The sequence below is a fragment of the Rahnella bruchi genome (assembly GCF_003614975.1).
Lineage (GTDB): Bacteria > Pseudomonadota > Gammaproteobacteria > Enterobacterales > Enterobacteriaceae > Rahnella > Rahnella bruchi.
The window spans coordinates 88,917-108,673 of the sequence record NZ_QZWI01000016.1 but is presented as its reverse complement, the minus strand read 5'-3'; the positions used below and the strand labels follow the sequence as shown (position 1 = coordinate 108,673).

General features: G+C 51.6%; 16 protein-coding genes. 7 read left to right on the top strand and 9 right to left on the bottom strand.

Annotated features, from left to right (window positions below; all coding sequences use genetic code 11):
- Window positions 1-31: 31 nt before the first annotated feature.
- From typA to fabY, 5 genes are all read left to right on the top strand, one after another.
- The gene (typA, locus tag D5398_RS21220) at window positions 32-1,855 is read left to right on the top strand and encodes a ribosome-dependent GTPase TypA (RefSeq protein WP_120133061.1); all 1,824 of its coding nucleotides are present in this window, start codon (window positions 32-34) and stop codon (window positions 1,853-1,855) included.
- 163 nt (window positions 1,856-2,018) lie between these two features.
- The gene (yihX, locus tag D5398_RS21215) at window positions 2,019-2,606 is read left to right on the top strand and encodes a glucose-1-phosphatase (RefSeq protein WP_120509399.1); all 588 of its coding nucleotides are present in this window, start codon (window positions 2,019-2,021) and stop codon (window positions 2,604-2,606) included.
- Between the two features lie 11 nt (window positions 2,607-2,617).
- The gene (locus tag D5398_RS21210) at window positions 2,618-3,487 is read left to right on the top strand and encodes a virulence factor BrkB family protein (RefSeq protein ID WP_120509398.1); all 870 of its coding nucleotides are present in this window, start codon (window positions 2,618-2,620) and stop codon (window positions 3,485-3,487) included.
- Window positions 3,488-3,505: 18 nt separating this feature from the next.
- Window positions 3,506-3,943, top strand: a complete 438-nt coding sequence (dtd, locus tag D5398_RS21205) for a D-aminoacyl-tRNA deacylase (RefSeq protein WP_120509397.1) — start codon at window positions 3,506-3,508, stop codon at window positions 3,941-3,943.
- A 33-nt stretch (window positions 3,944-3,976) separates the two neighbouring features.
- A complete protein-coding gene (gene fabY, locus D5398_RS21200) occupies window positions 3,977-4,909 on the top strand; it encodes a fatty acid biosynthesis protein FabY (protein ID WP_120509396.1) in 933 nt (310 codons plus the stop codon).
- Between the two features lie 68 nt (window positions 4,910-4,977).
- Here fabY and D5398_RS21195 read toward each other — a convergent pair whose 3' ends face one another.
- Together D5398_RS21195 and D5398_RS21190 are read right to left on the bottom strand one after the other, a co-directional pair.
- On the bottom strand, window positions 4,978-6,672 hold the full coding sequence (locus D5398_RS21195; RefSeq protein WP_120509395.1) for an AsmA family protein: 1,695 nt from the start codon (window positions 6,670-6,672) through the stop codon (window positions 4,978-4,980).
- A gap of 154 nt (window positions 6,673-6,826) precedes the next feature.
- Entirely contained in the window at window positions 6,827-8,218 is a 1,392-nt protein-coding gene (locus D5398_RS21190) for a nucleobase:cation symporter-2 family protein (protein WP_120509394.1), read from the bottom strand.
- A gap of 239 nt (window positions 8,219-8,457) precedes the next feature.
- Between D5398_RS21190 and gltS the strand changes: the two genes are divergently transcribed.
- On the top strand, window positions 8,458-9,669 hold the full coding sequence (gene gltS, locus D5398_RS21185) for a sodium/glutamate symporter (protein WP_120509393.1): 1,212 nt from the start codon (window positions 8,458-8,460) through the stop codon (window positions 9,667-9,669).
- A gap of 55 nt (window positions 9,670-9,724) precedes the next feature.
- Here the strand turns inward: gltS and D5398_RS21180 are convergent, their stop codons facing one another.
- The 6 genes from D5398_RS21180 to gmk form a co-directional block, all read right to left on the bottom strand.
- Window positions 9,725-11,053, bottom strand: coding sequence for a PTS sugar transporter subunit IIC (locus D5398_RS21180; RefSeq protein ID WP_120509392.1), 1,329 nt, complete (start codon window positions 11,051-11,053; stop codon window positions 9,725-9,727).
- A gap of 230 nt (window positions 11,054-11,283) precedes the next feature.
- The gene (gene recG / locus D5398_RS21175; RefSeq protein ID WP_120509391.1) at window positions 11,284-13,365 is read right to left on the bottom strand and encodes an ATP-dependent DNA helicase RecG; all 2,082 of its coding nucleotides are present in this window, start codon (window positions 13,363-13,365) and stop codon (window positions 11,284-11,286) included.
- Window positions 13,362-14,060, bottom strand: a complete 699-nt coding sequence (gene trmH, locus D5398_RS21170; RefSeq protein WP_120509390.1) for a tRNA (guanosine(18)-2'-O)-methyltransferase TrmH — start codon at window positions 14,058-14,060, stop codon at window positions 13,362-13,364. Before trmH ends, recG begins: the two co-directional genes overlap by 4 nt.
- Window positions 14,061-14,065: 5 nt before the next feature.
- The gene (spoT, locus tag D5398_RS21165; RefSeq protein ID WP_120509389.1) at window positions 14,066-16,174 is read right to left on the bottom strand and encodes a bifunctional GTP diphosphokinase/guanosine-3',5'-bis pyrophosphate 3'-pyrophosphohydrolase; all 2,109 of its coding nucleotides are present in this window, start codon (window positions 16,172-16,174) and stop codon (window positions 14,066-14,068) included.
- Window positions 16,175-16,193: 19 nt separating this feature from the next.
- Window positions 16,194-16,469 carry a DNA-directed RNA polymerase subunit omega gene (gene rpoZ / locus D5398_RS21160; RefSeq protein ID WP_015699238.1) on the bottom strand — a complete coding sequence of 92 codons (276 nt, stop codon included), beginning with the start codon at window positions 16,467-16,469 and terminating at the stop codon, window positions 16,194-16,196.
- A gap of 54 nt (window positions 16,470-16,523) precedes the next feature.
- The gene (gmk, locus tag D5398_RS21155) at window positions 16,524-17,147 is read right to left on the bottom strand and encodes a guanylate kinase (RefSeq protein ID WP_120509388.1); all 624 of its coding nucleotides are present in this window, start codon (window positions 17,145-17,147) and stop codon (window positions 16,524-16,526) included.
- A gap of 278 nt (window positions 17,148-17,425) precedes the next feature.
- On the opposite strand from gmk, the gene ligB reads away from it, so the two are divergent.
- Window positions 17,426-19,120 (top strand): NAD-dependent DNA ligase LigB, encoded by a 1,695-nt coding sequence (gene ligB, locus D5398_RS21150; protein ID WP_120509411.1) that lies wholly within the window; start codon window positions 17,426-17,428, stop codon window positions 19,118-19,120.
- 15 nt (window positions 19,121-19,135) lie between these two features.
- Here ligB and D5398_RS21145 read toward each other — a convergent pair whose 3' ends face one another.
- The gene (locus tag D5398_RS21145; RefSeq protein ID WP_120509387.1) at window positions 19,136-19,753 is read right to left on the bottom strand and encodes a trimeric intracellular cation channel family protein; all 618 of its coding nucleotides are present in this window, start codon (window positions 19,751-19,753) and stop codon (window positions 19,136-19,138) included.
- Between the last annotated feature and the right edge of the window lie 4 nt (window positions 19,754-19,757).

The window sequence follows — 19,757 nt, the reverse complement described above, 5'->3', positions numbered from 1 at the left end:
GCGCGCTATTTCTAATGCCTGAGGCAAAGCTGTGATCGAAAATTTGCGTAACATCGCCATTATTGCCCACGTTGACCATGGTAAAACCACCCTGGTCGACAAGCTGCTGCAACAATCCGGTACTTTCGGAGAGCGTGTAGAAGCAACCGAACGCGTAATGGACTCCAACGATTTGGAGAAAGAGCGTGGGATTACCATCCTCGCAAAAAACACCGCCATTAATTGGAAAGACTACCGCATTAACATCGTGGATACCCCAGGACACGCCGACTTCGGCGGTGAGGTAGAGCGTGTAATGTCAATGGTCGACTCGGTGCTGCTGGTTGTGGATGCAATGGATGGCCCAATGCCGCAAACCCGTTTCGTGACCAAAAAAGCATTCGCTAATGGTCTGAAGCCGATCGTGGTAATCAACAAGGTTGACCGCCCTGGCGCGCGTCCTGACTGGGTTGTTGATCAGGTCTTCGACCTGTTCGTAAACCTGGACGCAACCGACGAACAACTCGATTTCCCAATCATCTATGCATCAGCACTGATGGGTATCGCGGGTAACGACCATAACGATATGGCCGAAGACATGACCCCGCTGTACCAGGCGATCGTTGACCACGTATCTCCGCCACAAGTTGAGATGGAAGCACCTTTCCAGATGCAAATCTCTCAGCTGGACTACAACAACTATGTTGGCGTCATCGGCATCGGCCGCATCAAACGCGGTACCGTTAAGCCTAACCAGCAAATCACTGTCATCGACAGCGAAGGCAAAACCCGTAATGGTAAAGTCGGTAAAGTTCTGACCCACATGGGTCTTGAGCGTATCGAAGCGACCATTGCTGAAGCGGGCGACATCATCGCAATCACCGGTCTGGGCGAACTGAACATCTCCGACACTATCTGTGATCCGGCGAATGTTGAAGCTCTGCCAGCGCTGAGCGTTGATGAACCAACAGTGACCATGTATTTCTGCGTTAACACCTCTCCGTTCTGTGGTAAAGAAGGTAAGTATGTGACTTCACGTCAGATCCTTGACCGTCTGAACAAAGAACTGGTGCACAACGTGGCATTGCGTGTTGAAGAAACTGAAGATGCTGATGCATTCCGCGTTTCAGGCCGTGGTGAACTTCACCTGTCGGTTCTGATCGAAAACATGCGTCGTGAAGGTTTCGAGCTGGCGGTATCCCGTCCTAAAGTAATCAACCGTAAAATCGATGGCCGCATGCAAGAGCCATTCGAGAACGTGACACTGGATATCGAAGAGCAACACCAGGGTTCTGTAATGCAGGCCATGGGTGAGCGTAAAGGCGATGTCAAAGACATGATCCCAGACGGCAAAGGTCGTATCCGTCTTGATTACCTGATCCCTGCACGTGGTCTGATCGGCTTCCGTACAGAATTCATGACCATGACTTCTGGTACCGGTCTGCTGTACTCCACGTTCAGCCACTACGATGACGTTCGTCCGGGCGAAATCGGCCAGCGTCAGAACGGCGTGCTGATCTCCAACGGTCAGGGTAAAGCAGTTGCGTTCGCACTGTTCAGCCTGCAAGACCGCGGTAAATTGTTCCTGGGCCATGGCGCAGAAGTGTATGAAGGCCAGATCATCGGTATTCACTCACGTTCTAACGACCTGACCGTGAACTGCCTGACCGGTAAGAAACTGACCAACATGCGTGCGTCCGGTACTGACGAAGCAACGACTCTGGTTCCTGCTATCAAAATGTCTCTGGAGCAAGCTCTGGAATTCATCGATGATGACGAACTGGTCGAAGTTACTCCTCAGTCTGTACGTATCCGTAAACGTCACCTGACCGAGAACGATCGTAAACGTGCTATGCGTGGTCCTAAAGAAGGTTAATCTTCTTTAACGCTCGCCGTTACACAGAAACAGGGTGCCTTTGGGTACCCTGTTTTTTTTGTCTTTTTTTCTAACGTTGAGGTAAACACCGCAACTCTGTCACTGTTCAGGTGTACGTTTTACCGCTAAAGTTAAAAGTCATCTTTGAAATCAGGAGCGTGCAATGCTGTACATTTTTGATATGGGAAACGTCATTATTGATATTGATTTCAAACGTGTCCTTGGTGTGTGGAGCCATCTCAGCGGAACGCCGCTGGCCACGCTGACCGAGCGGTTCAAAATGGGCGATGTGTTCCAGAGGCACGAGCGGGGTGAAATCACCGACGAACAGTTTGCCGCCGATCTGTGTAATGAAATGGGCATTGCGCTCAGCTTCGAACAGTTTAGTGCGGGCTGGCACGCTGTTTTCGTTGGCCTGCGTCCTGAAGTCATCACTTTATTCCAGAAGCTGCGCGAAGAAGGTCATCGCGTTGTCGTGTTGTCGAATACTAACCGTTTACATCTGGATTTCTGGCCTCAGCACTATCCGGAAATCGAAGCCAATACTGATGCGATGTATCTTTCGCAAAATCTGGGCATGCGAAAACCTGAACCGGAAATCTTCCAGCATGTGCTGGAGAAAGAGGGCTTTACTGCCAGCCAGGCAGTCTTCTTCGATGATGTGGCTGAAAATATTGAAGCCGCCCGCGCTGCAGGCATTGAAGCTGTGTGGGTGGAAGACAACCAGACGGTACCGAAATACTTTTCCTGAAGGATGTAAGGATGCAGCAAAGGGCATTGAGCCACTATCCAAAATCATTGTGGAAGTTCACAGTCCTGCTCTTAAAGCGCTCAGACAAGGATGGCCTGACGCTTCTCGCGGGCCATTTAGCCTATGTCTCTTTGCTTTCTCTGGTTCCGCTGATCGCTGTGGTATTTTCGCTGTTTGCCTTATTTCCGGTGTTTTCGGAGATCAGCGTTCAGCTAAAATCTTTCATCTTTTCCAACTTCATGCCGGCGACGGGCAATACCATTCAGCGCTATCTCGAACAGTTCGTTGCTAACTCCAGCAAAATGACGGCTGTGGGCACCTGCGGATTAATCGTGACGGCCCTGTTGCTGATAGCGTCTGTGGACAGCGTGCTCAACAAAATCTGGGACAGCAAAACCAAGCGCCCGATTGTGTTCTCATTTGCGGTTTACTGGATGGTATTAACGCTCGGGCCAATCCTTTTAGTGGCCAGCGTTGCGGTCAGTTCTTATTTGCTTTCTCTGAACTGGCTGAACCTTAGCGGGGTACATTCTCTCATCGACCATGCGTTGCGTATTCTGCCCTTACTGATTTCCTGGGTGACGTTCTGGCTATTATACCAGGTGGTGCCAACAGTCAGAGTTCCGGCAAAAGACGCACTGGTGGGTGCCCTGGTTTCCGGTGCCTTATTTGAATTGAGTAAAAAAATCTTCACCTTGTATATTCAGCTTTTCCCATCGTATCAGTTGATTTACGGTGTACTGGCTGTGATCCCCATTTTATTTCTGTGGGTCTATGTCAGCTGGTGTATCGTGCTTCTTGGAGCCGAAATTACCGTCACGCTTGGCGAGTTTCGTTCTGTGAGAAAATTACAGTCTGCTCAATACCAGGCAGAAGAATAATCAGTCCGAAGGATTTGTATGATTGCGTTAATTCAGCGGGTTTTGAATGCCAGCGTGACTATCGATGGCGACGTTTGCGGCCAGATAGGGCCGGGATTACTGGTTTTACTGGGTGTTGAACAGGGCGATGACGAACAAAAAGCTAAGCGCCTTAGTGAACGGGTGATCGGGTACCGAATTTTCGGTGACGAAAATGACAAAATGAATCTTAACGTACAGCAGGCTGGCGGCAGTCTGCTGGTGGTGTCGCAATTTACGCTGGCGGCCGATACACAAAAAGGCATGCGTCCGGGGTTCTCGCGCGGTGCTGAGCCACAGGAAGCCGACCGTTTGTACCAGTATTTTTGCGGACAGTGTCGTGAGAAAGGCATTGTGACCGAAACCGGGCGTTTCGCTGCGGATATGAAAGTGGCGCTGGTGAACGACGGGCCGGTGACCTTCTGGCTACAAGTCTGATCGATAAGGCATAACGCCGGAGAGAAAGTATCTATGTATCACCTTAGAGTACCGACGACCGAAAAAGAACTGGCCGCCTATTACCGATTTCGCTGGGAAATGCTGCGCAAACCACTGCGCCAGCCTGAAGGTTCCGAACGTGATGCCTACGATTCAATTGCGCATCATCAGATGGTCGTGGATGAAAGCGGCGAACCGGTCGCGGTTGGCCGTTTATATATAAATGCAGATAACGAAGCCTCAATCCGCTTCCTGGCTGTTGATCCGAATGTGCAGGACAAAGGGTTAGGAACGCTGGTGGCGATGACCCTGGAGTCTGTGGCGCGTCAGGAAGGGGTAAAGCGCGTAGTCTGTAGCGCACGCGAAGACGCTGTGGAGTTTTTTGCCAAATTGGGTTTTGTGAATCAGGGCGAAATTACTACGCCGCAAACTACTCCGGTCCGCCATTTCCTGATGATTAAACCGATCGAAACGCTGGATGACATTCTCCATCGCCCCGACTGGTGCGGACAGCTGCAACAAGCCTGGTACGATCATATTCCTCTGAGTGAAAAAATGGGGGTGCGGATCAGTCAGTATACTGGCCAGCGTTTTGTGACCACGATGCCGGAAACGGGCAACCAGAATCCGCACCATACGTTATTCGCCGGGAGTTTATTTTCGCTTGCAACGCTGACCGGCTGGGGTTTGATCTGGCTGCTGTTGCGTGAACGGCATCTGGGCGGCACGATCGTGCTGGCCGATGCCCATATCCGCTACAGTTCTCCGGTGACCGGCAGACCTCGTGCGGTGGCCGATCTCGGCTCAGTCAGTGGTGACCTTGACCGTCTGGCGCGTGGACGTAAAGCCCGCGTTCAGCTTGAAGTGAATTTATACGGCGATGAGGTGGATGGCGCAGTGTTTGAAGGCACCTATCTGGTCCTTCCCGCGGCACCCGGCGCACCGCTGGAACCTGAAATTAACTGATTTGTTTCAGACCAATTAAAAGGCACCGCTTTCGCGGTGCCTTTTTGCATTTAAGTGGCTGACCAGAATTACGGGGCAACAGGTGTTGGTGTGCCGGTTACCAGCCCGTTTACCATTCTCTGGTCAATCGTCTGACTGCCATTAACCTGCAACGTCCCGTTCAGTGTCGGTTTGTAATCGATATTCGCCGGCATTTGCCCTTGCAGATTGAGCTGCATGTTGGCGTTACCCTCCAGCGAAATGTGTGGCCAACCCCAGTTCTCCAGCTGATTTGCCGGCACGGAACGGCCGGTCATCTTCACGGAAAAATGGCGCTGCGGCTGCTGGTTAACGGTCGCAGTGGCTTCCAGTAAACCTTCTTTGGTAAATGCGCTCAGCTCGGAAATATTCACCTGGCTGTCGTTTGCATTTAGCGTAATGGAAGGACGACGAACATCATTGCGGTTAAAGGTGGCTTCACTGGCATTCAGATTCAGCGTTCCGCTCCAGATCCCCCACTGATGATTCCGCGCCAGCAGCAGGTTATTTCCCAGAGCATCGAGCGCGGTCAGCTGGAACGGGAACTGCGGGTTGATATCAATAATCAGGTTGCGGTTGGCAATAAACCGGCTGATGAACACTTCAGAAAGCGAATCAGGAAGCGCTTGGTTCCAAAGCTGCTTCCAGTTTTCCGGCAATGTGTATTCAAGGCCAGCCACGGAAACTTCATCAAGTTGCAGGCGTTTATTGGCACGCAACCAGTTACCGGTGGTGCGAAGTAAACCGCGCTCCCAGCGTGCCGTGGCCTGCCTGATGACAATCCCCTGCTGAGAAAGGTCAAGGCTGATAATCGGGTCCTGAATATGCAGATTGCCGTTAATCATATCGGTCGCATTCAGGGTGATTTCACCGTCATCGCTTTGCCAGTCGCCTTTTTCAAGCGTCAGATCCTGCACGGATAAATCAACGTCGCTGAATGCCCAGTCAGTCCCCTGTAAACGGGCGTCGATCAGATCAAGACGCTGGATGGTCACTTTGGGCAGCGTCTGGAAATCATTGAAGAATGCAGAAAGCGGTTTGGACGTTTGCAGGCGCACATTGCTCAGCCGCAGATTTTCAATGTTCCAGCTGCCGTCAGCGGCCTGCGTGGCTTTACCTGTCAGCTGGCCGCGCGCCAAATCGCCGCCAAAATTGCTCAGCGTCAGAGTGTTATTATTGATATTACCCTGGATCAGCACATTTTCGGTCGGAAGGCCGTTGACCGTCAGACTGGCAGCACTCAGCTGGAAATCGGCTTTGTCTCCCAACAACTGAGCCGCTTTTGGCTGCCACGGCGAAATACCGGCGTTAATCTGCTGCCCCTGAATATCTACTCCTTCAGTATTTCCGGTGAGCGCCATTTTGCTGAGTTGAAGGGTATTCGCCTGCAACGGTAAAGTCATTGAGGAAGGACTGACGTTAAGACGCCCGTTAGCCAGAACCACGCGATCGAAAAAGCGCGGCTCAGTTATCTGACGCCAGCTCAAATCCAGACTGACTTCGCCAGCGTTGAGAATTTCCGGCTGATTCTTTTGCCCGAAGACGACATTGTTTAACGTCACACGCCCCGGAGAAGACCAGCTATGGTCGATTTTCTCAACGGAGACGCGGTACTCGCTGTTATCGCTTATCCAGTGGCTGACCCAGCCAGCCGCCCAGCGGGTTTGTAATAGGACGTACACCAGTACGATCGCCAGCACCAGAAGTAAGGCGAACGTCAGCAAAATTTTACCGATAAATCTCATCGTCTGGAGCCCTGTAACGGGAAAGTGGAAAAAAGATTCTTTGTTTATGCCGCAAACAGCGACTTTTCTCAACAGGTTAGCAGAATGGAGACAATAAAAAGCGGCAGGGGTTCCAGACCCGCTGCCGCTGTTGCATGCGAATTACATCCGGTGATTACTTTTCGTGAGGGAAAACCAGATTCAGAACAATCGCAGTGATACCACCGGCGGCAATGCCAGAAGACAGGAGGGTTTTCAGCCAGTCTGGCGCGAATTGCAGGATCAGTGGCTGTTGAGAAACACCCATGCCGACGGCGAGGGAAAGCGCCATGATCATAATCGCGCGGCGGTTCAGGCGCTCACGGGAAACAATACGTACGCCTGAAGCCGCAATCGTACCGAACATCACAATGGTCGCGCCGCCCAGTACCGGCTCAGGAATATGCTGCACAAAGCCTGCTACGGCAGGAAACAGACCGAGAATGATCAACATCAGCGCGACGACAAAACCGACGTAACGGCTGGCAACGCCGGTCAGTTGAATAACGCCGTTGTTTTGCCCAAAGCATGAATTCGGAAAGGTGTTAAATACCGCAGAAAGCATCGAGTTCAGGCCATTTGCCAGAACGCCGCCTTTGATGCGCTTCATGTAAAGCGGGCCGCTGACCGGCTGCTCAGAAACGTCTGAGGTCGCGGTAATATCACCGATAGTTTCCAGCGACGTGACCATGAAAATCAGCATCAGAGGGATCAGCAGGTTCCAGTCAAAGCCCAATCCGTAATAAAGCGGCGTCGGTAAGGTTATCCAGTTTGTCTGTGCGGCTGGTGCGACGTTTGGCAACATCCCCATCATCCAGGCCGCCAGATAACCTACAGCCATCGCGATAACCAGAGACGCCACGCGCAGGTAAGGGTTGCGCTGGCGGTTCAGCAGAACAATCACCACCAGCACGACGGCGGCCAGCAGCAGATTTTTCGGCGCGCCGAACGTGTGATCACTCATCGCGGAGTAACCGCCGCCAATAGAAGTCAGTCCGACCTGAATCAGTGACAGCCCGATAATCATCACCACAATGCCGGAAACCAGCGGCGTAATAATACGGCGCGCGAGGTGCAAGAAACGGGAAAGGATAATTTCAGTACATGAAGCCAGCATCAGTGTACCGAACAGGGCCGCCATCATGGTCGGGACATCGGCGCCGCCATTTTTCAGCGCCATTCCGCCCATGATAAGCGGCGCGACAAAATTAAAACTGGTGCCCTGAATGGAGAGTAAGCCTGAACCGACAGGCCCCCAGGTTTTAATCTGCAAAATTGAAGCCAGACCGGAGGCGAACAGCGACATGCTGATGATGTGTTGCGTGTCTTGCGCGGGTAAACCCAGTGCCTGGCAAATCAGTAATGCTGGTGTGATAACCGCAACAAACATCGCCAGCAAATGCTGACAGGCGGCAAATAACGTCTGAGGAAGTGGCGGACGATCTTCGAGCCGGTAAATCAGTTCACTTTTTTGCTGGCGGGAAAGATCAGGTTGCGGTGTTTCTTGTTCTGCTGTTTGCGAACTCATGTTATGGCATTCCAATAAGCGGCAAAGCGGGCATTTTTATTGAAATCAGCGATAAAAGCAATCGTTTGCTATCAGCTATTTTAGAGAGGATGTTTAGGTTAATGGAAGATTTACCACCTGTTTTTCTTGCTTATAGCAGCTTTAATGACTTCTAATTCAGCCTCTGGGGGAATGATACTTAAATAAGATATTTGTAACTAAATAATATTATTGGATATTTTTTAAAAAGGAGTTTTTCAATGATTCAACTCGACACCTATGGCACGTTGGTTGCTGCTACGTTGGTGCTCCTTTTAGGGCGAAAATGCGTCCAGTCGGTCAAGTTTCTGAAGAAATATACTATTCCTGAGCCAGTAGCCGGCGGATTGCTGGTCGCTTTGCTGTTGCTGATAGCCAATCAGGTGTTCGGCTGGGAAATCGGATTTGATATGTCCCTGAAAGAACCTCTGATGCTGGCGTTCTTTGCGACAATCGGTCTGAACGCCAATCTTGCCAGCTTGCGCGCGGGAGGCAAATCATTGTTCCTTCTGGTCTTTGTCGTCATCGGCCTGCTGCTGATGCAAAATGCCATCGGTATCGGTATGGCGAAAATGCTGGGGCTGGATCCGCTGATGGGTCTGCTTGCCGGTTCGATTACACTTTCCGGCGGTCACGGAACGGGCGCCGCGTGGAGTAAGCTATTTATTGAGCGTTATGGCTTTGAAAACGCCACAGAAGTCGCGATGGCCTGCGCGACCTTCGGCCTGGTATTGGGCGGGATCATAGGCGGGCCGGTAGCGCGTTATTTAGTGAGCCATTCCTCCACTCCCAACGGAACACCTGAAGACACGGTTGATCCGAGCGCATTTGAGAAACCGACCATCGGGCGGATGATAACGCCGCTGGTGATGGTGGAAACTATCGCACTGATCGCGATATGTCTGATGGCAGGAACTCAGGTTGCCACCCTGCTTCAGGGGTCTGCATTCGAAATTCCGACATTTGTCTGCGTACTTTTCGTCGGTGTGATCCTGAGCAATGTCCTGGCATGGCTCGGTTTTTACCGCGTTTTCGACCGGGCCGTCTCTGTGCTGGGGAACGTGAGCTTGTCGCTGTTTCTGGCAATGGCGCTGATGAGCCTGAAGCTTTGGGAAATGGCGTCGCTGGCGTTGCCGATGATGGCCATTCTGATTGTGCAAACCATCGCGATGGCACTTTACGCGATTTTCGTCACCTATCGGGTGATGGGTAAAAACTATGATGCTGCAGTGCTGGCTGCCGGGCATTGCGGCTTCGGACTTGGTGCCACGCCAACCGCCATTGCCAATATGCAGGCCATCACCAATCAGTTTGGTCCTTCACATCTCGCTTTTCTGGTCGTGCCTATGGTTGGCGCGTTCTTCATTGATATCGCCAATGCGATCGTGATTAAGCTCTACCTCATGTTGCCCATCTTCCCTTCGATCAGCTAAAAAAAGGCACAGAAGCTAGGTTTCTGTGCCTGAATTTCTCCTGTAGTTTTACCTCTTAATGCGCAGCATCTGCCTTTTCGGTAAATGTCTGATCTTCCGCTTCAGCCGCTTTCTCCTGCGTGAGCAACTGCTTTTCATAAACTTTAAAGAATGGATAGTAAATCACCATGGAAAGCGCCATCAGCATGATGACCAAAATCGACACTTTGAAATCCCAGCCCATCGCCCAGGCTGCGCCAATTGGCGCCGGGGATGTCCATGGCACCAGTGAAATCATATGTGGCAGAAGATCAGTTTTAACCGTGGTGTAGGCAATAACGGCATTCACCATCGGTGCCAGAAGGAAGGGGATGAAAAATACCGGATTCATGACAATTGGGGTGCCAAAGATCACCGGCTCATTGATGTTAAAGCAACTGGGAACCAGACTCAGTTTACCCATCGTGCGCAGGTGCGCCGACTTACTGCGACAGAACAACAATACCAGCCCGATAGTCGCACCAGAGCCTCCGATGACAATCAGGAAGTTCCAGAACGCTTCGGTCATAATGTGCGTCATCGGTAAACCTGCTGCGAGATCAGTCTGATTCAGGCCGAGATTAGTTAACCAGAAGGCCTGCAGCATCCCTGAAACGATGGCCGAACCGTGAATACCGGCAAACCACAGCAGATGACAAATCAGCACGGCAAGCAGCACCGCAGGGAGAGAATCAGCCGCGGAAATCAGTGGTTCGAACAGCGCCATAATCGCCTGCGGCAACAGCATGTCGAACCCTGACTGCACCAGCAAGCTCAGGGGGAAAAGGGTCACAACCACCGCAATAATCGGGATCAGCAAATCAAACGAATGCTTTATGTTTGAAGGAACCTGTTCGGGTAAGCGTATGCCAATATTGTATTTTTTCAGCAACCGCGTCAGCTCTGTCACATAAATAGCCACCAATATGGCGGTAAATATTCCCACTCCACCCAGCGCAACGGTCGACATCTTCTCATCAACCTGCGGCGCAGCGACCAGCAGGAATGACATCAGCGCCAGCATGGCCGTCATAAACGGGTCAAGTTTGTAACTTCTTGCCAGATTGTAGGCAATCGATGCCGAGATGTAGATCGACATGATCCCCATCGTCATATTGAACGGCGTCAGGATCTGCACTTCATATTTCGCCGAGAGTGCCAGCCAGCTTCTGGCAAAACCCCATGAGGATTCAGGCGAGAAGGGTGGATGAACAAAAACCAGTAAAAATGAGCCAACAATCATAAACGGCATTGCTGAAATAAACCCATCACGCACTGCCATGACGTGTCGTTGCGAGGAAAGCCGGGCAGCAAAAGGGCTGATTTTTTGTTCTATAAAGTTAAAGAGTGACTGGCTGATGCTCATAATGATATTGGCCTTATGTTGAAGAGTTCAGACACGGTTGCCTTAATTATCATCAGTGTAGTGGTGGGGTATGAAACCGGTTACCGGCTTTGCCTCAGTCTGTGAAGGTCATCAAATAACCAGTGAGGAAAGCGGTTCAGCTGCGGTCAGATTAAAATTTGCATGAATGAGGAGATGCCAAAACATCATTTTTAATAATGTTTTGGCGGCTGGAGATTAGGGGGAGTGGATCAGGCGTTGGTGTATCTGACTCTTTCCGGCAGCCAGCGTTCAATCAATGCTTTGGCATGTTCCGGGAACTGCTGCTGGAGATAGCGCGCAATGCGCTGGACATCGGGGATCATCGCCTGATCGCGCAGCAAGTCCGCGACTTTGAACTCGGCGCTGCCGGTTTGGCGCGTGCCCAGTAACTCACCCGGTCCGCGGATTTCTAAATCCTGTTGGGCGATGACAAAGCCATCGTTACTGTCACGCAGCACCTGCAAACGCTTCTGTGCGGTTTTGCTTAGCGGAGTTTTATAGAGCAGAACACAGTGCGAGGCCACTGCGCCACGTCCGACGCGTCCGCGCAGCTGGTGCAACTGCGCCAGTCCTAAACGCTCCGGATTTTCGATTATCATCAGGCTGGCATTCGGCACGTCAACGCCGACTTCAATAACGGTCGTTGCCACCAGAAGCTGCACTTCGCCTTGTTTAAACGCCTGCATGACGCCCTGCTTTTCCTGCGCTTTCATACGGCCATGTACCAGCCCGATATTCAGTGCCGGAAGCGCTTCTTTCAGGCCTTCCCAGGTCGCTTCAGCCGCCTGAGCCTCGAGCATTTCCGATTCTTCAATCAGCGTACAAACCCAATAGGCCTGACGATTTTCCTGCTCGCAGGCACTTTTGACGCGGCTGATAATGTCACTTCGTCGTGTATCAGGAATGGCGACGGTGGTCACCGGCGTACGGCCCGGCGGCAGTTCGTCGATCACTGACGTATCAAGGTCCGCATAGGCAGTCATAGCCAGTGTTCGCGGGATGGGTGTCGCCGTCATAATCAACTGATGAGGATGGAAGCCCTGTTGCAGCCCCTTTTCCCACAGGGCCAGACGCTGATGTACGCCAAACCGGTGTTGTTCATCAATGATGACCAGAGACAATGACGAGAACTGTACCTGCTCCTGGAAAATGGCGTGTGTGCCCACCACCATGGAAACCTGGCCACTGGCGATAGCATCCTGCTGAGCCTGTCGTGCTTTGCCTTTTTGCTTACCGGCCAGCCAGCCAACCTGAATACCCAGTGGTTCAAACCACTGACGAAAATTATTGGCGTGCTGTTCGGCCAGTAATTCAGTCGGTGCCATTAACCCGACCTGTTGCCCCTGAGCGATAGCGCATAGTGCGGCGAGAGCCGCCACCAGCGTTTTGCCAGAACCCACATCGCCCTGAACTAATCGCATCATCGGGTAACTTTTCGCCAGATCCTGTTCAATTTCAGCTACCACGCGCTGTTGCGCACCGGTCGGACTGAAGGGGAGGGACGTGAGGAATTGATTTTTTAGCCGGTCGTCATGATGCAGCGGCAGGGCTTTATAGCTTTGTGTGCCAGCGCGAACGGCCAGCATACTGAGATTATGCGCCAGCAGTTCTTCCATAATCAGGCGACGTTGAGCCGGATGATGACCTTTCTCAAGATCGGCGAGCTGGATATCTGGCGGCGGGCGATGCAGTAAATGCAACGCCTGAGGAAGTGGTATCAGCGAACGGCTCAGTTCTTCCGGCAATAATTCAGCGATAGGGACGGTATCGAGCAATTCCAGCGCCTGATCGGTCAGCTTACGCAGTGTTGCCTGGCGAATACCTTCCGTTGTCGGATAGACCGGCGTCAGTGATTCCTGTAAAACGACTTCGCTGTTTTCACCCTGTATTCGGTATTCCGGATGAATGATTTCTGCGCCGATGGTGCCGCGTTTAATTTCGCCATAAGCAGTGACACGACGGCCTGCGGCGAGACTGTTTTTCATCGCAGCGTTAAAATTAAAGAAGCGCAACGTCACCATGCCCGTACCGTCACTTATCTGACAGGTCAGCATTCTGCGGCGGCCAAAACTGATATCACTGCGCAGCACTTCGCCTTCTATAGTCGCGAAAATACCGGGCTGTAAATCATTGATGGTGTAAAGGCGGGTGCGGTCTTCGTAACGTAAGGGCAGATGAAGCAGTAAATCCTGAATGGTTTCAAGACCGAGTTTAGCGAGTTTATCTGCCTGACTGGCTCCGACGCCGGAAAGCGACGTCAGCGGGATGGCGTCGAGCAGGCGGCCTTTCATCTTTTTTTAACCGTCATTTGCATCGCAGACCACCATTCATCATCGGCAACGATTTGCCCGTGTTCATCAATGAAAGGGCGCGGAAGTTTCTTTCGCTTCGCCACATTCGACAGAACCGGGTAGCCACCTTCAAACAGCAAACGCTGCTGTTCTTTCTCGCTCAGCAGACTGGTTTCGCGGCGATACAGACCGGCATTTTCGCGCTGGCGCTGGGCTTCGTAAAGGATAAGCGCTGAGGCGACAGACACGTTCAGGGATTGCACCATACCGATCATCGGAATGATGATATCGCTGTCTGCCAGTGCTAATGCTTCAGGTGTGATACCGGTTTTTTCCTGACCCAGCAAAATGCAGGTCGGGCGGGTGTAATCAATTGCGCGGAAATCGACGGCTTTTTCAGAAAGATTCGTGGCGAGTATTTGCATACCCTTCGCCTTCATTTTGGCGACGGCATCCTGAATGGTTTTGTGCGTTTTAACCTGAACCCAGCTGTTGCTGCCCGCCGCCGAAGAGACCAGCGTCTTCATTCGGGTCGTTGGCCAGACCGCGTGGATTTCGTGAACGCCGACGGCGTCTGCCGTGCGAATGACAGCAGAAACATTATGCGGTTTATGCACCTGTTCCATACAGACCGTCAGGTCTGGCTGTCGGGCCGCAAGCATTTCGCGGATGCGCGCATAACGTTCTGGAGTCATGACAATCAGTTTCGGTTACGGGTAACTTTGATGACATCCGGCATGATACGAATTTTACGCATAATATTCGCCAGATGTACGCGATCGCGGGTCGTCAGGCGGATAAAGGCGCTGTAGACGCGACCGTCTTTTTCTTCGGTACTCAGACTCTGAATATTCGACTGTGCTGCGTTAATCGCGGCGGTCAGGTTCGCTAAAGCGCCCTGATGGTTGAACATATCGACTTTAATTTCTGCGATAAATTCCTGATCCGTTTCCTGATGATCATCCCAGTCTACGGCCATGAATTTCTCAGGTTCTTTCTGGTAACCACGAATATTACGGCAGGATTCATGGTGGATAACCAGACCTTTGCCCGGACTCACGTGGGCAATGATCGGGTCGCCTGGGATCGGACGGCAGCATTTTGCGAACGTGATCAGCACGCCATCTGCGCCTTTAATCGGCAGATTACGCGTACCAGATGTCGCCATTGAAGACTGATCGCCCATCAGATTCTTGGCAACAACAACGCTCATGGCGTTGCCGAGACCAATTTCAGCCAGTAAATCATCCATTGCCGCGAGCTTCATACGGTCCAGCTCGTTTTTGATGTTTTCTGGTGGAATATCTGAGAGTTTTTTACCGGCACCCAGTGCGTGGTTCAGCAGACGGCGACCCAGTGAAACGGAGTCATCACGTTTCAGGTTTTTAAGCATCTGGCGGATTTTGGCTCGAGCGCGCGAGCTGACGACAAAGTTTAGCCAGGCAGCATTCGGGCGGGCGCCTGGTGCGGTAATGATTTCGATAGTCTGGCCGCTGGTCAGCGGCTGCGAAAGCGGATAAGGCTGGCGGTCAACGCGGGCACCCACACAGGCATGACCGATATCGGTATGCACGGCGTAAGCAAAGTCGACCGGCGTCGCGCCCGCAGGCAATTCGACGATACGACCTTCCGGCGTAAAGACATAAATTTCGTCCGGGAACAGATCCGATTTCACGCTTTCGATAAATTCAAAGGAGTTGCCTGCGCTTTGTTGTAGTTCAAGCAAACTCTGTAACCAGCGTTGAGCGCGGATCTGTGCTGTGGTGCTGGTTTCACTGTTCTCTTTATAAGCCCAGTGAGCCGCAACCCCCATCTCTGCCATCTGGTCCATGTCTTCAGTACGGATCTGTACTTCAACCGGTACGCCGTGCGGACCGATAAGTGAAGTATGCAAAGATTGATAGCCGTTGGCTTTTGGGATTGCGATGTAATCTTTGACCCGGCCCGGACGCGGTTTGTACAGGCTATGTGCCTGTCCTAACACGCGATAACAGGTATCGAGGTCTTTAACGATCACCCGGAAAGCGTAAATATCCATAATGGAATGGAAACGCTGTTCCTTGAGGTGCATTTTGCAATAGATAGAATACAGGTGTTTCTCGCGACCACTCACGCGACACTGAATACCGGCTTCAGTTAAACGGCCCTCAATCTCTGAGAGGATTTTTTGGATCATCTCTTTACGGTTACCACGCGCGGCTTTCACCACTTCTTTAATGACGCGATAACGGTTTGGATAGAGCGCTTCGAAGCCCAGCTCTTCGAGCTCGGTTTTCAGATGGTGAATACCCAAACGGTGTGCCAGCGGACTGTAAATTTCCAGCGTTTCGCGGGCAATACGGCGACGTTTATCCGGGCGTAAAGAGCCCAGCGTGCGCATGTTATGGGTACGGTCAGCAAGTTTGATCAAGATGACGCGGATGTCTTGCACCATCGCCATGACCATTTTGCGGAAGTTTTCCGCCTGTGCTTCTTTCTTATCGCGGAACTTCAGCTTGTCTAACTTTGAAACGCCTTCAACCAGTTCAGCAACGCTCTTGCCAAACAGTTGTTCCATATCCTGGTAAGTTGCAGGCGTGTCTTCGATAACGTCGTGTAATAACGCCGCCATCAGAGTCTCATGATCGAGCCTCATTTCAGCCAAAATACAAGCCACAGCCACCGGGTGAGTGATATAAGGCTCACCGCTGGAACGTGTCTGCCCCTCGTGCGCATCCCGCGCCACGAGGTAAGCCTGCACGAGGCGCTTAATTTGCTCCTCCGGCAGGTATTTTTGAATCAGTTGATTCAGGCTTTCAAAGATATACAAGTGAGATCCGTTTCGTTAATTAACGACGGCCTTCAGCGATGGCAGTCACTGCCTGAATCTCTGCGGCTTCCTGCTCTTGTTGCTCCTGACGGTCACGAACGTCGAGGATCTGATTAGTGATCAGGCCTTCTTCAATTTCGCGCAGGGCAATAACGGTGAATTTATCGTTTTCTTCAGCAACCAGTGGATCTTTACCACCAGATTGCAGCTGGCGTGCGCGACGAGCAGCCACCAACACCAGGTCAAAACGGTTACCAATTTTCTCAACAGCGTCTTGAACAGTTACGCGTGCCATATATGTGCTACTCCACAGGGTGACGAAAGACTGGGCATAATACTGAAAGTGACTTCAGTCTGCCAATAGTTTGGTGATTAATCCGTCATGACGGAGCCGCTGACGGCTCAGACGCAGACGTTCGGCGCGAATAATGGTTTTTAAATCCGATAACGCCAGATCAAAATCATCATTCACAATTAAATAGTCGTATTCGGCAAAGTGCGTCATTTCTGCAACAGCCTGCGCCATACGTTTTGCGATAACTTCTTCGCTGTCCTGACCACGTCCACGCAGGCGACGGTCAAGCTCATCTTTTGATGGTGGCAATACAAAAATACTGCGTGCCTGGGGCATTTTTTGCCGGATTTGCTGAGCGCCCTGCCAGTCGATATCCAGGAAAACATCCACACCAGAAGCTAAAACCTGCTCAATGGTTTCACGTGAAGTACCGTAGTAATTACCGAAAACTTCAGCGTGTTCTAAGAAGGCATCACGTTCAATCATCTCGCGAAACTCTTCTTTAGAGACAAAGAAGTAATGTTCGCTGTGTTTCTCGCCCGGTCGCATTGAACGGGTGGTATGAGAAATAGAAACCTGCGTGTCGTAGAGCGGTTGTGTTTTAAGTAAAGCCTGAATCAGACTTGATTTACCTGCTCCACTAGGGGCGGAGACAATATATAGCGTGCCTTGAACCATGATGACGTTTCAACTGAATGGGTTGATAGGAAGTATGCGAAGAGTGATCTCTCGCACAGTATACACGCTCGCCGCATTCGGTGCAGCGCCCAGACGTATTTCATCGCAACTTTGCGCGGGAAAATAGCCCTTCTTTGTAGATTTACGTGCCGTCTTCCAAAATTTCTTTTCGTTACAGCAACCCGCTAAATATCTGTGGAAGCATCTCGCAGGAATCGAAAATGCGACTGGCGCAGGATATTCCCGCGGCGCTTACTGGCACCCACAAGGAGGTGCAAATGCGCCAGTTAATGATTATCAGCCTGTTATTTATCCATTTTTCTTCTCTATGCGCAGAGTTGCCTGATGCCGCTTGTCCGGACTGGCCAGTAACACATCTGGAAAAGGAAACGCTTAAGCTCACGGTACAACTTGCGCAATGGGACACTGCTTATCATCAGTCAGGCATCAGCCCGATAGAGGATTCGGTGTATGACAATTTACGTCAGAAACAAAGTTTTTGGCTGCAATGTGCTGGTCAGGCCCTTCCCGCGCCAGTTATCCCCCGTGCAGATGATGCCATTTCTGTTCATCCGGTTTCCCACACCGGGCTGAATAAAATGAGAGACAAGCAGGCCGTTGCAGACTGGATGCAGGGGCGTAAAAATCTTTGGGTACAGCCCAAAATAGATGGCGTAGCTGTATCGCTGGTTTACCGGTACGGACAGCTGGCAGCGTTGTTAAGCCGCGGTGATGGCAAAAAAGGGCAAAGCTGGACGGCAAAAGCTGCGTTGATCCCGGCTATCCCGCTCAGAATTGCGGATATCAGTCCCGAACTGGTATTACAGGGCGAGCTTTATCTGAAGATGACCGGTCATCAGCAAAATGCTGATGGCGGCGTGAATGCACGATCGAAAGTTGCGGGCGCAATGATGCGTACTGCTGCTTCTGACATATTGAATCAGCTGGGTATTTTTATCTGGTCGTGGCCGGATGGCCCTGTCGGTATGGCTTCTCGTCTTGAGAAGCTAAGCCAGTTCGGTTTTCCTGCGGTTTCTCAATACACCTTGCCCGTGAGTACTGTTGATGATGTGGCTAAGTGGCGGGACATCTGGTTTCTCCAGCGACTGCCTTTTGCGACCGATGGGGTAGTCATCCGTCAGGAAGAAGAACCTGCGGGTAAATACTGGAAAAATAAGCCAGCAAGCTGGGCTGTAGCCTGGAAATATCCTCCGCCGAGACAGCTTACAGAAGTTGCTGGTATCACGACGACTATCGGGCGAAGCGGGAAAGTCACCGTCATTTTGAATCTGAAAAGCCTCAGGGTGGATGACAAATGGGTGAATAAGGTGAGCGTGGGATCCGTCAGTCGTTTCAGAAAATGGGATGTGCTCCCCGGCGATCAGGTGGCCATTACACTGGCCGGGCAGGGGATACCGCGTCTTGACGAAGTGGTATGGCGCGTCAGTGAGCGCAAAGTCCTGCAATTGCCAGATCCGCAGCGATACAATGCCTTTTCCTGTTTCCTCCCTGAGCCTGGTTGTACGCAGCAGTTTCTGTCCCGTCTGATCTGGCTAAGCGGGCCGGAAGCTTTAGATATGGCCGGATTTGGAGGGGCAACCTGGCAAAAATTGCTCGATGCTATTCCAGCTGATTCGCTGGTCAGCTGGATAAATATCACCGAAAAAGAGATGGCTGCGGTTCCGGGGATCGGCGCAAAACAGGCTCAGAAACTGGTGGCCCAGATTTCTTTGGCGCGGGAAAAAGATTTTCACCACTGGCTCTCAGCCATGGGATTTCCATCATCTGCACTGAAATTTGCAGAGAACCAGCATACCTGGGATCAGCTGAAAGCATTAACCTCGCCGGAGTGGGAAGCCTCCGCAGGAATAGGGAAAACACGAGCGGATCAGATTTTTGAATTTACTCATCACCCGCAAGTTAGGGCAATCGCCGGGGCATTAAGGCAGGCACATTTGCCTGCCTTTCAGTGAGGTATAAAAAGCGGGCTAATGATCGGAATGCGGATAATTGAAGACGGGTAGTCCAAGGCGGAACCGCAGTGCTATCAGGCGGGCAATAAAGCCGACCAGCAGGGTGATGATCACCACCAGATTGTGCGGCAACGATAAATATTGCAGCCCGATGTAGACCCAGGCAGAGGCAAAAGAAACGCCTGCATAAATTTCTTTCTGGAAGACCAGTGGGATCTGATTACACATCATATCCCGCAGGACACCACCGAAAACGCCGGTAATGACGGCGCAAACGGAAGCGATGATAGGACCATGTCCCATATCGAGTGCCACTTGTGTCCCGATAATAGAAAACACCACCAGCCCCAGCGCATCGAGCACTAAAAAGAGTCTGCGCAGGTGTTGCATCAGAGGTGCCAGCCAGGTGGTCATGAGTGCGGCGACGGCCACAATAACTATGTATTCCGGGTGTTTGACCCATCCCAAAGGATAGTGCCCCAACAGCATGTCGCGGACAGAGCCGCCGCCAATTGCCGTTGCAGCTGCGATAATAATGACGCCAAAGGAGTCCATTTTACGCCGTCCGGCAGCAAGAGCACCGGTCATGGCCTCTGCGGTGATCCCAATAATATAAAGAACAGTGAGTAACATCGAT

Coding starts and splice junctions, on each gene's coding strand:
- yihX (WP_120509399.1), top strand. CDS start 2,019: ATGCTGTACATTTTTGATATGGGAAACGTCATTATTGATATTGATTTC.
- D5398_RS21210 (WP_120509398.1), top strand. CDS start 2,618: ATGCAGCAAAGGGCATTGAGCCACTATCCAAAATCATTGTGGAAGTTC.
- dtd (WP_120509397.1), top strand. CDS start 3,506: ATGATTGCGTTAATTCAGCGGGTTTTGAATGCCAGCGTGACTATCGAT.
- fabY (WP_120509396.1), top strand. CDS start 3,977: ATGTATCACCTTAGAGTACCGACGACCGAAAAAGAACTGGCCGCCTAT.
- D5398_RS21195 (WP_120509395.1), bottom strand. CDS start 6,672: ATGAGATTTATCGGTAAAATTTTGCTGACGTTCGCCTTACTTCTGGTG.
- D5398_RS21190 (WP_120509394.1), bottom strand. CDS start 8,218: ATGAGTTCGCAAACAGCAGAACAAGAAACACCGCAACCTGATCTTTCC.
- gltS (WP_120509393.1), top strand. CDS start 8,458: ATGATTCAACTCGACACCTATGGCACGTTGGTTGCTGCTACGTTGGTG.
- D5398_RS21180 (WP_120509392.1), bottom strand. CDS start 11,053: ATGAGCATCAGCCAGTCACTCTTTAACTTTATAGAACAAAAAATCAGC.
- recG (WP_120509391.1), bottom strand. CDS start 13,365: ATGAAAGGCCGCCTGCTCGACGCCATCCCGCTGACGTCGCTTTCCGGC.
- trmH (WP_120509390.1), bottom strand. CDS start 14,060: ATGACTCCAGAACGTTATGCGCGCATCCGCGAAATGCTTGCGGCCCGA.
- rpoZ (WP_015699238.1), bottom strand. CDS start 16,469: ATGGCACGCGTAACTGTTCAAGACGCTGTTGAGAAAATTGGTAACCGT.
- gmk (WP_120509388.1), bottom strand. CDS start 17,147: ATGGTTCAAGGCACGCTATATATTGTCTCCGCCCCTAGTGGAGCAGGT.
- ligB (WP_120509411.1), top strand. CDS start 17,426: ATGCGCCAGTTAATGATTATCAGCCTGTTATTTATCCATTTTTCTTCT.
- D5398_RS21145 (WP_120509387.1), bottom strand. CDS start 19,753: ATGTTACTCACTGTTCTTTATATTATTGGGATCACCGCAGAGGCCATG.